At 70.3% G+C, this 13629-nt stretch carries 9 protein-coding genes and 1 pseudogene; 6 read left to right on the top strand and 4 right to left on the bottom strand.

The window, feature by feature from the left end:
* Positions 1 to 209 precede the first annotated feature (209 nt).
* From OHA11_RS31690 to OHA11_RS31670, 5 genes are read left to right on the top strand one after another with little or no spacing between them, the layout of a single operon-like run.
* Positions 210 to 1838 carry an ABC transporter substrate-binding protein gene (locus OHA11_RS31690; RefSeq protein ID WP_266502240.1) on the top strand — a complete coding sequence of 543 codons (1629 nt, stop codon included), beginning with the start codon at positions 210 to 212 and terminating at the stop codon, positions 1836 to 1838.
* A 27-nt stretch (positions 1839 to 1865) separates the two neighbouring features.
* Positions 1866 to 2828, top strand: a complete 963-nt coding sequence (locus tag OHA11_RS31685) for an ABC transporter permease (RefSeq protein ID WP_266502238.1) — start codon at positions 1866 to 1868, stop codon at positions 2826 to 2828.
* Positions 2828 to 4933 (top strand): dipeptide/oligopeptide/nickel ABC transporter permease/ATP-binding protein, encoded by a 2106-nt coding sequence (locus OHA11_RS31680; RefSeq protein WP_266507600.1) that lies wholly within the window; start codon positions 2828 to 2830, stop codon positions 4931 to 4933. The genes OHA11_RS31685 and OHA11_RS31680 overlap by 1 nt, the downstream gene beginning before the upstream one ends.
* 23 nt (positions 4934 to 4956) lie before the next feature.
* A complete protein-coding gene (locus tag OHA11_RS31675) occupies positions 4957 to 6033 on the top strand; it encodes an ABC transporter ATP-binding protein (RefSeq protein WP_266502237.1) in 1077 nt (358 codons plus the stop codon).
* Positions 6033 to 6968: a dihydrodipicolinate synthase family protein gene (locus tag OHA11_RS31670; protein WP_266502236.1), complete on the top strand. Its 936-nt coding sequence runs from the start codon at positions 6033 to 6035 to the stop codon at positions 6966 to 6968. The genes OHA11_RS31675 and OHA11_RS31670 overlap by 1 nt, the downstream gene beginning before the upstream one ends.
* A 25-nt stretch (positions 6969 to 6993) precedes the next feature.
* On the opposite strand, the pseudogene OHA11_RS31665 reads toward OHA11_RS31670, so the two are convergent.
* The 4 genes and pseudogenes from OHA11_RS31665 to OHA11_RS31650 form a co-directional block, all read right to left on the bottom strand.
* A pseudogene (locus OHA11_RS31665) lies at positions 6994 to 7599 on the bottom strand (exo-alpha-sialidase); the annotation flags it as partial.
* 81 nt (positions 7600 to 7680) lie between these two features.
* On the bottom strand, positions 7681 to 8352 hold the full coding sequence (locus tag OHA11_RS31660; RefSeq protein ID WP_266502234.1) for a response regulator transcription factor: 672 nt from the start codon (positions 8350 to 8352) through the stop codon (positions 7681 to 7683).
* A complete protein-coding gene (locus OHA11_RS31655; RefSeq protein WP_266502232.1) occupies positions 8349 to 9650 on the bottom strand; it encodes a sensor histidine kinase in 1302 nt (433 codons plus the stop codon). The genes OHA11_RS31660 and OHA11_RS31655 overlap by 4 nt, the downstream gene beginning before the upstream one ends.
* A gap of 223 nt (positions 9651 to 9873) precedes the next feature.
* On the bottom strand, positions 9874 to 11976 hold the full coding sequence (locus OHA11_RS31650; RefSeq protein ID WP_266502230.1) for an MMPL family transporter: 2103 nt from the start codon (positions 11974 to 11976) through the stop codon (positions 9874 to 9876).
* A gap of 314 nt (positions 11977 to 12290) precedes the next feature.
* On the opposite strand from OHA11_RS31650, the gene OHA11_RS31645 reads away from it, so the two are divergent.
* Positions 12291 to 13538: a hypothetical protein gene (locus tag OHA11_RS31645; RefSeq protein WP_266502229.1), complete on the top strand. Its 1248-nt coding sequence runs from the start codon at positions 12291 to 12293 to the stop codon at positions 13536 to 13538.
* Positions 13539 to 13629: the final 91 nt, after the last annotated feature.

Below are 13629 nucleotides of genomic sequence, written 5' to 3'. Positions count from 1 at the left end.
ACATCCCACGTCCCACCTCCAGACAGGATCGGCCGTCAATCAGTGATTGACCATCCGTCAACTCGGCGCGTTTCAGGGCGACATTGGTCGCACCTCTGGAAGAAACGGCATTCGTGCGCGTTCCCTTGACCGTCCCCACGCCCCCTCTTATGGTCACGCTGCACCTATGACGTAGGACGTCGTATCTCCCACCCCTTGCTGGAGGAACCGTGCGCGACGCGACCCCTGCACCGGCGCTGCACCGCCGGTCGTTCCTGAAGTACTCCGGCGCGCTGGGCGCCGCCGCCGCGATCAGTTCGACGCTCTCCGCCTGTTCGTCGGGGCCGGAGTCCACGAACGAGACGGGCGGTGGGGGCGAGGGCGCCGACCGGACGCTCACCGCGGTGATCGGCTACGGCAACGACCAGAGCTGGGACCCGCTGATGACGGCCTCGGCCTTCGCGATGGCCGGCAACCACCACATCTACGAGGGGCTCCTGGACACCGACCCGATCAGCCGTGAGCCGTACGCGGCGCTCGCGACGGCGATTCCGGCGGATCTCCGGGCGACGACGTGGAAGTTCACTTTGCGGGAGGGCGCGAAGTGGCACGACGGGCAGCCCGTCACCGCCGACGACGTGGTCTTCACCTATGAGCGCGTACTGGATCCGAAGACGACGACGCTCGCCAAGAACTTCTTCGCGTCCTGGCTGAAGGAGGTGAAGAAGGTCGACGAGAAGTCGGTGGAACTCATTCTCAAGTTCCCCTTCCCGGACGGGGCCCAGCGGCTCACCCTCGCGAAGATCATGCCGAAGCACGTGTTCTCGAAGGCGGGTGCGCTGGACGAGGCGACGACGGGAAAGGCGATCGGCTCCGGACCGTACCGGCAGGCCGCTCACCACCCAAAGTCCAACACGACCTTCGAGGCGTACGCGGCCTACAACGGACCGCGCAAGGCCGCCTTCAAGAAGATGAACTGGCTGACGATCGTGGACGCCGCGCCGCGCGTCGCGAAGATCTCGGGTTCGAGCGCGGGCGCGCAGATCTCCGACAACATTCCGTACGCCAATATCTCCCAGCTGGAGAAGGGCGGACTGAAGGTCGAGGGCGGGGCGGGCATGAACCACATCTTTCTCCTCTTCAACACCGACCACAAACCCTTCGACGACGTAAGGGTGCGGCAGGCGCTGCACTACGCCATCGACAAGGAGAAGATGATCCAGGCCGCGCTGCGCGGTCACGGAAGGGCGGCGTCGTCGTATCTCAACGAGGGGAATCCGACGTATCGGAAGGCGAAAGCCGTCTACGACTACGACCCGGACAAGGCCAAGGCGCTCCTGAAGGAGGCCGGGGTCAGCGGGCTCACGGTCACTCTGATGGCGGTCAACGTGAGCTGGATCGTGGACTGTCTGCCGACCATCAAGGCGTCGTGGGACGCGATCGGCGTCAAGACGACCCTCGAACCGCAGGAAACCGCCGCGCTGTTCACGAAGCTCGACCAGAAGAAGGATTTCCAGGTCGTCGCTGCTGCCTCGAATCCGAATCAGTTCGGTCTCGACGCGGATCTGATCATGCATTACAACTACGGGCCCGGGAACACCTGGATGCGGTATGCGCGCTGGGAGACCAACTCCGTGGCGAAGGATCTGTTCAAGCGGATGGATCAGGCCACGCAGGAGCCGGACGTCGAGAAGAAGAAGACGATGACACAGGAGTACATCGACATCGTCGCGGAGAACGCCGTGATCTATCCGGTCGTTCACAATGAGCTGATCACCGCGTGGGATTCCAAGGACCTTTCGGGTATTCGACCTCAGCCGTATCCGGGGATAAACGTTCTCCAGGCGAAGTGGGTCTAGTCCGAAACGGCGAGGAGAGAACCACCCGTGGTCGCGATCGTCAGAATTCTGGTCCGTCGTGTCGCCCTGCTCGTGCCGTTGATGCTCGGGATCATTCTGTTTGTGTTCGTCGTGATGCGATTCTCGGACAGTGATCCGGCGTCCGCGTACTTCCAGGGCGCGAACCCGACCGAGCAGCAGCTGCACGACTTCCGGGAGCGCAACGGGCTGCTGGATCCGTTCCCGGTGCGGTACTTCGGCTTCGTCGGGGACCTGATCCGGGGTGACATGGGCGTCAGCGCGCTGACGCGGGCGCCGGTCGTCGACCAGGTCACCACCGCGCTGCCGCTCACCATGCAGCTGACCTTCCTGGGCCTCGGTATCGCGGTCGTGCTCTCGCTGATCGGCGGGGTCACGGCGGCGATCTACCGGGACCGGTTCCCGGACCAGCTGATCCGGGTCGTCTCGCTGACAGGTGTCGCGGCGCCCGGCTTCTGGCTGGCGCTGCTGATGATCCAGTACCTGGCCGTGGACCTGGGCTGGTTCCCGACCAGCGGATACGTCAATCCCGCCGACTCCTTCACCGGGTGGCTGAAGACGATGACGCTGCCCGCGCTGGCGCTCTCGCTGCCGGTCGCGGCGCAGCTCACCCGGATCGTCCGGACGGCCGTGGTGGAGGAGCTGGACAAGGACTACGTACGGACGGCGATCGGCAGCGGGCTGCCGCCGGTGGTCGTGGTCGGGCGGAACGTGCTGCGCAACGCCCTGATGAACCCGCTGACCGTGCTGGGGCTGCGGGTCGGTTATCTGCTCGGCGGTGCGGTCGTCATCGAGACGATCTTCAATCTGCCGGGGATGGGAAAGCTCATGATCGACGCCGTGAAGAACGGTGATCCGGCCGTCGTGCAGGGCGGTGTGCTCACGATCGCCTTCGGGTTCGTGATCGTGAACCTCGTCATCGACATCCTCTATCTGCTGGTCAACCCGCGCCTGAGGAGTGCCGAAGCATGATGCTGATGTACCGGAAGCGGCTGGCGGAGAAGCTCTCCCTGCCCGGCATCCGCCTCAGGGGTTTCACCCGCCTGCCGTTGATCTCGCGGATCGCCGTCGTGGTCATCGGGATCGTCGTCCTCACGGCCCTGCTCGCGCCGCTGCTCGCGCCGCACGACCCGCTCGACCAGGTGCCCCTGGTCGACAACGGCCACAGCGAGGGCGCGCCGTCCGGCGAGCACTGGATGGGGCAGGACAGCCTGGGCCGCGACATCCTCAGCAGGCTGATGTACGGGGCCCGTTGGTCGCTGGCCATCGGGCTCGGCGCGACTGGGCTCGCGCTCGTCGTGGGCGCGCTCATCGGCGCCATCGCGGCGACCTCGCGCAAGGCGGTCGACGAGACGCTGATGCGCTGCCTCGACATCGTGATGGCCTTCCCGGGCATCGCGCTCGCGGCCGTCTTCGTCGCGGTGTTCGGCGGCAGCATCCCGATCCTCATCGGCGCGATCGCGTTCCTCTACATGCCGCCGATGGCACGGGTCGTACGGGCCAACGTGATGGACCAGTACGGCGAGGACTATGTGACGGCCGAGCGGGTCATAGGAGCGCGTACCCCGCACATCGTGTGGCGGCACGTGGCCATCAACTGTGCCGCTCCGGTCCTCGTGTTCTGCACGGTGCAGGTCGCCGAGGCGATCGTCTTCGAGGCGTCGCTGTCCTTCATCGGCGCGGGGGTGCGGCCGCCGGACCCGTCCTGGGGCAGTGTCATCGCGGACGGCAAGAACATGGTGCTGACCGGCGGCTGGTGGGCGACCGTCTTCCCCGGTCTGCTGATGCTGTTCACCGTGCTCTCGCTGAACATCCTCTCCGAGGGCGTCTCGGACGCGTGGGCCGCGCCGGCCGCCCGCGATGTCGGAACGCACGAGGAGGAGGAAGACCGTCTTGAGGCTCCCGAGCCCGGCAGCGGCAAGGTGCTTGAACTGCCGGGACTGACGGAGGCGGCCCAGCGGCTGCGCGCCCGGGCGCGCCCTCTCCCCGAGGGCCGGCCGGTGCTGAGCGTGGAGAACCTGGCCATCGGATTCGATGCCCGCCACGGGGGTGTGGACATCGTCGACGGCATCAGTTTCGACGTACAGCCCGGTGAAGTCCTGGGCCTGGTGGGCGAGTCGGGCTGCGGCAAGTCGCTGACCGCGCTCGCCGTGATGGGCCTGGAGCCGAAGGGCACCCGGGTGCGCGGCCATGTCCGGTTCGACCAGCGGCAGTTGGTGGGCGAGCCGATGCGCGTACGCCGCAGACTCCTCGGCCACGAGATGGCCATGATCTACCAGGACGCCCTGTCCTCCCTCAACCCGGCGATGACAATCCGCGCCCAGCTCAAGCAAGTTGTGAGGAGGGGCGGCACGCGCACGGGCGCCGAACTCCTCGAACTGGTCGGCCTGGACCCGGAACGCACCCTGCGCAGCTACCCGCACGAACTGTCCGGCGGCCAGCGCCAGCGCGTACTCATCGCCATGGCGCTCTCCCGCGACCCGAAGCTGATCGTCGCCGACGAACCGACGACCGCCCTCGACGTCACCGTGCAGGCGCAGATCATAGAGCTGCTGCTGCGGCTGCGCGCCGAGCTGGACTTCGCGCTGATCCTCGTCTCGCACGACCTGGCGCTCATCGCGGACGTCACCGACCGGGTGGTGGTGATGTACGGCGGCCAGATCGTGGAGTCGGGCGTGACGGCGGACCTCGTCGAGTTCCCCGCCCACCACTACACGCGCGGGCTGCTGGGCAGCGTCCTGTCGCTTGAGTCGGCGGCCGAGCGGATGACACAGATCAAGGGAGTCGTACCGTCGCCCGCCGACTTCCCGGCGGGCTGCCGGTTCGCCGACCGCTGCCCGATGGCGACCGACGTCTGCCGCACGACGGCTCCCCGGCTGGCGGGCCCGCCGCGCCGCCACGAGGTCGCCTGCCACCACCCGGCGATCGCCCTGCCCATGCCCATGCCCACGGCTTCGACCGGGCCGGCCGGATCAACGGGATTGACGGGCTCGACCGGGTCAACGGGACTGACCGGATCGACCGGACCGACCGGAACAGGGCCATCCGGAGCCGACGGAAGCGAGGCCGTGAGATGACCCGACGTGCCGATGGCCATGAAGTGAGCGGTCCCGAGAGCCGTCCCGAGAGCCCGCTCGTGGAGCTGTCCGACACCCACGTCGTCCACAAGGCGCGCACCGGCGGTCTGTTCGCGCGCGACCGCGTGTACGCCCTCACCGGCGCCGACCTCACCATCGCGCCCGGCGAGACGGTGGGCGTCGTCGGGGAGTCCGGCTGCGGCAAGTCGACGCTCGCCAAGGTCCTGGTGGGGGTGCAGCGGCCGACGTACGGGACGGTGTCCTTCGGGGGCCGCGACCTGTGGACGATGACCCCGGCCGAACGGCGGATCGCGGTCGGCGCGGGCACCGGCATGATCTTCCAGGACCCGTCGACGGCCCTGAACCGCCGGCTGACGGTACGCCAGATCCTGCGCGACCCCCTCGATGTGCACAGGCGCGGAACGGCCCGGCAACGCGACGACCGCGTACGGGAGTTGATGTCCCTGGTCGGACTCCCCAAGGCGCTGGCGGACGGCCTGCCCGGACAGTTGTCGGGCGGTCAGCGCCAACGGGTCGCCATCGCACGGGCGTTGGCCCTCGATCCGGACCTGGTGGTCGCGGACGAGCCGACGAGCGCGCTGGACGTGTCGGTGCGCGCCCAGATCCTCAACCTCCTCCTCGACCTGAAGGAGCGGCTGGGGCTCGCCCTGGTCTTCGTCTCCCACGACATCCAGACCGTGCGGAGGATGAGCGACCGGGTCGTCACGATGTACCTCGGCCGGATCGTCGAGGAGTGCCCGGCCGACGAGGTGACGGACCGCTCGCGCCACCCGTACACCCGCGCCCTCTTCTCGGCGACACCGGGACTCCTGGACCCGATCGACCCGATCCCGCTGGTGGGCCCCGTGCCGTCGGCGACACGACCGCCGAGCGGGTGTCCCTTCCGGACCCGCTGCTGGAAGGCGGACCCGGTCTGCGCCGGGTCGATGCCGGACTTCGCGGGCGCGTCGAGTCCGGCGCACCGGTTTCGGTGCCACCATCCTGTGGAGGACGGTCAGTCGACACGTGACCTGGTCGCACAGGCCGTCACCACCGTTCCGGAGGCCACCGCCATGGCCAAGACGCCCAGGGAGCCCTGATGACCGTGCCCGCCCCGCTGACCGGTGTCGTACCGCCCGTCTGCACTCCCCTGACACCGGACCGCGAGGTGGACGTCCCGTCGTTGACCAGGCTGGTCGACCATCTGGTGGAGGGCGGGGTGGACGGCCTGTTCGTCCTCGGATCGTCCTCGGAGGCCGCGTATTTGACGGATCGTCACCGGCGGCTCGTCGTCGAGACCGTGGTCGGTCATGTGGCGTGCGAACTCCCCGTCCTCGCCGGGGCCATCGACATGACGACCCCGCGCGTCCTCGACCACGTCCGGCAGGTGACGGAGGCGGGCGCCGACGCGGTCGTCGTGACGGCTCCCTTCTACGCGCGTACGCATCCGGCGGAGATCGCCCGCCACTTCCGCCTCGTCGCCTCCCACTCGCCGGTACCGGTGTTCGCGTACGACCTGCCGGTCGCCGTCCATTCCAAGCTGGGCACCGAGCTGGTGCTGGAGCTGGCCGCGGAGGGGGTGCTGGCCGGGCTGAAGGACTCCAGCGGGGACGAGGGGGGCTTCAGGGCCGTCGTGACCGGGGTCCGCGCGCATCCCGGCATCTCCGGGTTCTCGGTCCTGACCGGTTCCGAGCTCGTCGTCGACAGCGCGTTGGCGATGGGGGCGGACGGGGCGGTCCCGGGCCTCGCGAACGTGGACCCGCACGGGTACGTACGCCTCTACCGGCTCTGCCGCGAGGGCGACTGGGAGCGGGCTCGGGCCGAGCAGGAGCGGTTGTTCTCGCTGTTCGGGATGGTGCGGGTGGGGGACGCGGGGCGGATGGGGGGCAGCTCGTCCGCGCTCGGCGCGTTCAAGGCGGCGCTGTATCTGCGGGGCGTCATCGCCTGCCCCGCGACTGCCGAGCCGCAGGTTCCGCTGTCACCGGAGGAGATCGAACGGGTGGGGAAGTTCCTGGCGGGGGCGGGGTTGCTGTAAGGGCCCGATGACGCCCCGCGAGGCCCTACCCCCTCAACTCCCCCACCGGCACCCGCCGGAACTCGATCTTCTCGTACGTTCCCGTGGTCCCCGTCTCGTAGAGGACGCCCACTTTGTCGGCGGCCAGTTGTACGAGGTCGGAGTACGCGGCCGGGCGGGTGGACAGGGTTTTCGCCTTGGTGAAGGAGAGGCCGGAGTCCGTGCTTCGCCAGACCGCCATGGACTGGCGGAGCGTGGGTACGGACGGTCCGGAGAAGAGGAGTGGGGCCCCTGTTCCCTGGCCGCTTCCCGTGAGTTGCAGAACGCTGGCCTGCACCACCGGCACGTCATTCAGGGTCGGCTGGACCAGATAGGGCCGGTCGAGTGTCACGCCCCCGTCACTGGAGTAGCTGTCGAGGCGGTTGCCCACGCTGGTGCCGTGCTGGTCACGCGCGCTGAAGTACAGCCGTCCGTCGGGCAGTTGCGCCGCGACACTCTCATTCGCGTTGTCGAGCCCGTTGTACGAGTCGTCCACGAACCCGATCCGCCACGTCACCCCGCCGTCGTCGCTGTAGATCGCATGGGCCCCGTAGTACTTGGCCTCCTGCCCGGTGTCGGCGGAGTCGGCCGGCGGCGCGGCCGAGTGGTTGGCAGCCACGGTTTCTCCTGAAGGCGCGCACAGCTGACACAGACGGACGTAGGGAGACACAGGCGGACATGGGACGTGGGGTGTTCACACCGTCCCAGGTATCACCAGCCCCGACTCGTACGCCACGATCACCAGTTGCGCCCGGTCCCGCGCCCCCAACTTCCCCATGATCCGGCTGACATGGGTCTTCGCCGTCAGCGGGCTGAGCCCCAACGCCTCCGCGATCTCCGTGTTGTTGAGGCCGCGCGCGACCAGCGTGAGCACCTGCCGCTCCCGCTCGGACAGCCCGTTCGGCCCGCCCACCACAGGAGTCGTCGCGGTGTCCGGCGCGCGCAGGAAACGGGCGATGAGCCGCGAGGTGGGGCCGGGCGACAGGAGGGACTCACCCGCGGCCACCGTCCGGATGGCGTCGAGGAGTTCGGCCGGCCGGATGTCCTTCACGAGGAAGCCGGACGCCCCGGCCCGCAGCGCGTCGACGATGTGCTCGTCGGTGTCGTACGTCGTCAGGACGAGCACCTTCACCCCCGCGAGATCCTCGTCCGCGGCGATGAGCCGTGTCGCCTCGATCCCGTCCAGATCGGGCATGCGGATGTCCATCACGACGAGATCGGCCCGCGCGGACCGGGCCAGCGCCACCGCCTCCCGCCCGGTCCCCGCCTCGGCGACGACCTCCATGTCCTTCGCCGACGAGACGAGCATCGCGAAGGAAGCCCGTACGAGGTTCTGGTCGTCGGCGAGCAGTACACGGATCGTCATCGGGCGTCCTTCCGTGGCAGCGGCAGCGCGGCGGTCACCTCGAAGCCCTGGGCGGGCCCCGGTCCGGCGTCCAGCGTGCCGCCCACGCTACGGGCCCGCTCCCGCATACCGATGAGCCCGAACCCCGGCGTGCCGTCGGACGCGCCCGCCCCGCCGCCCACGCCGACCCCGTCGTCCGTGACGCTCACCCGCAGGGCTCCCTCCGCGGTCCGCGCCCCCACCCTGATCGTGAGATCGTCGCGGCCCCCATGGCGTACGGCGTTGGTGAGCGCCTCCTGCACGATCCGGTAGGCGGCGGCGCCCACGGAAGGCGGTACGCCGTCCGCGTCGACGGACAGTTCGACCTTCGCCCCGGCGACCCGGGCCGTCCCCACGAGGTCGGCGAGACCGTCGAGCCCGGGCAACGGCCCCCGACCGTCCTCGGACCCGAACCCGAAGCCGAGACCGGAGCCGGAAGCGGAACCGACGCCGGAGCCTGCCCCAGGCTCGCCTCCCGCGCCCTCGCCCACACTCACCCCCACTCCCCCCACACCGACCTCGTTCGCCCGCAGCACCTCCAGCGTCGTACGCAACTCCCCCCGGGCCGTCCGGCACGTCCCCGCGATGTCGTCCAGCGCCTGGGCGACGGCCTCCCGGTCGAGCCGCTCCGGGTCGGCGGTCAGGACGTGCGCGGCCACGGACGTCTGCACGCCGATCAGCGTGATGCTGTGCGCGAGCAGGTCGTGCAGGTCACGGGCGATCCGCAGCCGTTCCTCGGCGACGCGGCGCCGCGCCTCCTCCTCGCGGGTGCGCTCCGCGCGCTCGGCCCGCTCGACGATGGAGGCGACGTACCGGCGGTAGAAGCGGACGTCGACGCCGAAGAAGAGCATGGCGACGACCCAGCCGGAGACCTCCAGCAGCTGGAGCGCGTCCTTCGCGCTGACCGTGAGCATCACGCTCATCGCGACGCCGAGGACACCCATGCCCACCAGGACGGTACGCAGCGGACGGCCGGTGGCGGCGACGGTGTAGAGGGCGAGGTACGAGGCGGGGGTCGGCGCCGCGTGGTGGAAGTCGAGGCCGTGGTACGGCGCGACGCACGCCACCACGGCCAGCAGCACGAGCACCGGACGGGTGCGCCGCCACACGAGCGGCACATGGGCTCCGAGCAGCAGGGCCCAGCCGAGCGGGCCGAGCTCGCGTCCGTCGTCGACGAGCAGGACGAGGGCGACCGCGAGTACGGCGACGCCCGCGGCGAAGATCGCGTCGTTGCGGGTGCGGTGCGGCGCGGTCAGCGGGTCGCGGTTGATGGCGGCCATGAAGCGTTCGAGCCGACGGGGCCGCGCGCCACCGCCTGCACCACCGCTACCGCCTGCGCGCGCCCCGGCGCCGGCACCCGCCCCAGCCCCGGCCGTCGCCGCCGACGCCCGGTCGCGTACCGCCGTGGTCGTTCCCCGTACCCGCACGGCTCCATCTTCCGGTATGCGTGCGGGAGTGCGGGCGCCCCTCCCGAAGGAGAGGCGCCCGGACGGGCCCGCCGTGTCAGGGCGCACCGACGGGTGCCGTCTGTCGCGGCGGCTCGGTCGGTTCGGACGGTTCGGGTGCCTTCGAGAGGCCTCCCGGCCACCACACCTTCCGGCCCAGGGCGACGCTGGCACTGGTGACCAGGTACGTCCGTACGAGGAACGTGTCGAGCAGGACGCCGACGGCGATCACGAAGCCGAGCTGGACCATCTGCACCAGGCCCATGTTCGTCAGCACGGCGAAGGTCGCGGCGAGGACGAGGCCCGCGGAGGCGATGACGCCGCCGGTGGTGCGCAGCGCGGTGAGCGCGGCGTCGGACGGTTCCGCGCCCGCCAGGGACTCCTCCCTCATCCGGTGCATGAGGAAGATGCCGTAGTCGACGCCGAGGGCGACGAGGAACACGAAGGACAGCAGGCCGAGTCCGGGGTCGGTTCCCTCGAAGCCGAGGAGCGGTTCGAAGACCAGCCCGCCGATGCCGAGGGACGCGCCCCACACCGCGACCACCGCGGCCACGAGGAGCAGGGGTGCGACCAGACTCCGCAGCAGCCCGATCAGGATGAGCATCACGGAGACGAGGACGAGCGGCACGACGATCTTCATGTCCCGGCTGTTGGTGTCCTCCAGGTCGATCTGCTGGGCGCTGGCCCCGCCGACGTACGAGCCCTTCAGTTCGTTACGCAGGGACTTGATGGTGGCGGTCTCGCCCGCCGACTGGGGTGCGCTCTTGGCGAAGACGGCGATCTCGGTCCAGCCGTCTCCGGTACGCCCCTGCTCCGCGCTGCCGACTCCCGGGGTGCCGCGGACGGCCGCGAGGGTCTCGGCGGCGCGGCCCTGCGGGGTGATCACGTCGATGGGCTGGCTGCCCTGCTCGGGATAGGCCTTGGCGAGGGTCTCCATCGCGGCGACGGCCTCCGGCCTGTCGACGAAGGAGTCCTCCTGCTTGATCGGACCTGGCAGGTTGAGCGAGCCGAGGGCGAGAGCGCCGAGCAGTACGGCTCCGGTCGCGAGCACGGTCAGCGGCCTGCGTCCGGCCGAGCTGCCCATCGCCGCGAACAAGCTCCGCCGCTGCTTGGGCTCGCTCCCGAAGGCCGGCACGAGCGGCCAGAACACCCGCCGCCCCAGCAGGACGAGGATGGCGGGGAGCAGGGTCAGCATGGCGATCAGCGCGCACAGCACGCCGACCGCGCCGAGCGGGCCCATGCCCCGGCTGCTGTTGAGGTCGGCGGCGAGCAGGCAGAGCAGTCCGGCGGCGACGGTGCCGGAGGAGGCGAGGACGGCGGGCCCGCAGCCGCGCAGGGCGGCGGCCATGGCCTCGTACGGGCGCTCGACGCGCCGCAGTTCCTCCCGGTAGCGCGAGACGAGCAGCAGGGCGTAGTCCGTGCCCGCCCCGAACACGAGGATCGTCATCACGCCCGAGCTCTGTCCCGAGATGGTCGTGCCGAAGGCCTGGTTGAGTCCGTAGGCGACGCTCATCGACAGGTAGTCGGCCATTCCGGCGACGACGAGCGGTACGAGCCACAGCACCGGGCTGCGGTAGATCAGGATCAGCAGCACGGCGACGACGGCGACGGTGGTGTAGAGCAGCGGCCCGCCGAGCGAGTTGTAGACCTCGGACGCGTCGGTGGCCAGCGCGCCGGTGCCGCCCACTTCGACGCTCAACCCGCCTTCGCCCTGGGCGACTTCGCGGACGTCGCCCACGAGCTCGTCCCGCAGTTTCTCGTCCGTTCCCGGCTCGTTGCTGGCGACCGGGTACATCAGGGTCGTACCGTCCGCAGACGGAATCCCCTGCGGGGCGCCGCCGATCAGTTCGTGCCGGCCGGCGATCTCCGCCACCTGCCCGGCGGCGGTCTCCCGGTCGGCGGCGCTGAGCCCGCCCTCCCGGTGGTACACGAGCACCATCTCGGTGGTCTCGCCGCCGGGCAACTTCCCCTGGATCTCCGCCACTTGGGTCGAGTCGGCGCTCGCCGGCAGATAGTCGGTGATCCGGTCGTGCTGCACGTCGGCGAGCTTCGCCGCGAACGGCCCCACCAGCGCGAGCGCGGCCACCCACAGCCCGAGCACCACCCAGGGAACGGCTCGGCTGCGCCCCGTCCTCACCGTGGTTGTCCTTGTGGCCCCCATTGACCGGTCTCCCTCCGGGCGACGTCTGTTTCGCTCTCCAGAATTCCGGTGGAAAGCGGGGCTTACGTCGGGCGCGAGGGCGAGGTGGGGTGTACTGCCCAGGGTGACCGGCCGAGGGGATTACTCCCCCGGGAGTAAACGCGTTTCCCTTTGGGCCTTCCACTTTCCGCCGTTTTCCGGCGCGGTCTTGTTCCTGTCCGGCCTTGCAGGTAGCAATGCCCGGTAGCAGTACGAGGGTTACGGGGCCCGCGCGCCGGACGGTCACTGGATTCCGCGCGGACGGACCCACGAGTACGCAACGGGGGAACACGCTCATGGTGACAGTTCTGTTCGTGCACGGTACGGGCGTGCGGGAGCCCTCCTACAGTGCCGCGCTGACGCGCGTGCGCGAGGGAGTGGCCGCGGTGCGCCCGGATGTCCGGGTGGAGCCGTGCGACTGGGGATCGGCGCTGGGCTCGTACCTGCGGGCCGGGGGCGCATCCATCCCGGGTTTCGTCGCGCAGGAGGGCCGCGGACCCGCCGCGCCCGGCCCGGAGGACGAGAGCGTCGCCCGCTGGGCCCTGTTGTACGCCGACCCCTTCGCCGAGCTGGAGTTGTTCGCCCTCACCGGTGGGGAGGCCGCGCCCGGCCCGTTCGTTCCGGGCCACGCCTCGCGCGGCGACCTGCTCCTGGACGCGATGTCCCGGCTGGACCGTCACGACACGGCACGGGCGGCCTGGGCCCAGGCGGCGCTCGGGGTGCCGCTGGCCGAGACCGCCGACGCGCTCGCCGCCGCTCCGGCACTGCGGCGGGCCGTGCGGGCGGACGGTGACGGTGCCGCCGTCCTGCCCAGGCTGACGGCCCGGGCCCTGGTGGCGTACGCGCTGGGCCACGGCGACAGCGAGGCCGGACGGGTGCCGGTGCCGGTGCGGGACGAGTTGGTCGACCAGCTGACCGACGCGCTCGGCGGTGAGGTCCGCGCGATCCCCGAGGCCGTCGCGGCCGCGGTCCGCTTCTCGGCCCGCCTGTTCGAGAACGCGCTGGGCTCCCGCCTGGTGGTGGCCCGCCGTACGGCGTGGAGCGGCAAGTCCGTTGGGTTCTTCGGGGACATCGCCCGGTATCTGGTCCGCGGTGAGGCGGTACGCGCCTTCGTCACCGAGGCGGTACGCGCGCAACCCGGTCCCGTGGTGCTGCTCGGGCACAGCCTGGGCGGCATCGTCGCGTTCGACCTGCTGGCCTCGGGCGTCCTGCTGGACGAGGACGGCACGGGCCGCGACGGTCGGCCCGGACAGGTCGAGGCCCTGGTCACCGTCGGCTCCCAGGCTCCGCTCCTGTACGAACTGGACGCCCTGCCGTCACGGCCGTACGGCAGCGGCCTGCCGCGCGACTTTCCGCACTGGGTGAACGTGTACGACCCTCGCGACCTGCTCTCCTACCTGGCGGGCGAGGTGTTCGGCCCTCAGGTGACCGACGTGAAGGTCGACAACCGCCAGCCCGTCTCCGCGGCGCACAGCGCGTACTGGAGCAACGCCCGCCTCTACTCCGTGCTGGGCGGCGTACTGGACAAGGTTTCTCCCCCTTGAACCCCGTGAAAGTCACGTTCGTCGTGGTCGCGGCGGTGCGGCCCGTATTCTGGAGTGTTTCGGCCGGGGTGAGCCGAGTTGGCCACCCGGC

It is taken from the genome of Streptomyces sp. NBC_00878 (genome assembly GCF_026341515.1).
In the GTDB taxonomy this organism is placed as follows: domain Bacteria; phylum Actinomycetota; class Actinomycetes; order Streptomycetales; family Streptomycetaceae; genus Streptomyces.
This window is presented reverse-complemented; position numbering and strand designations above follow the sequence as displayed.

Excerpts from the sequence above, each read along its gene's own strand:
- OHA11_RS31680 (WP_266507600.1), top strand. The coding sequence starts at position 2,828 with ATGCTGATGTACCGGAAGCGGCTGGCGGAGAAGCTCTCCCTGCCCGGC.
- OHA11_RS31670 (WP_266502236.1), top strand. The coding sequence starts at position 6,033 with ATGACCGTGCCCGCCCCGCTGACCGGTGTCGTACCGCCCGTCTGCACT.
- OHA11_RS31660 (WP_266502234.1), bottom strand. The coding sequence starts at position 8,352 with ATGACGATCCGTGTACTGCTCGCCGACGACCAGAACCTCGTACGGGCT.
- OHA11_RS31655 (WP_266502232.1), bottom strand. The coding sequence starts at position 9,650 with ATGGCCGCCATCAACCGCGACCCGCTGACCGCGCCGCACCGCACCCGC.
- OHA11_RS31650 (WP_266502230.1), bottom strand. The coding sequence starts at position 11,976 with ATGGGGGCCACAAGGACAACCACGGTGAGGACGGGGCGCAGCCGAGCC.
- OHA11_RS31645 (WP_266502229.1), top strand. The coding sequence starts at position 12,291 with ATGGTGACAGTTCTGTTCGTGCACGGTACGGGCGTGCGGGAGCCCTCC.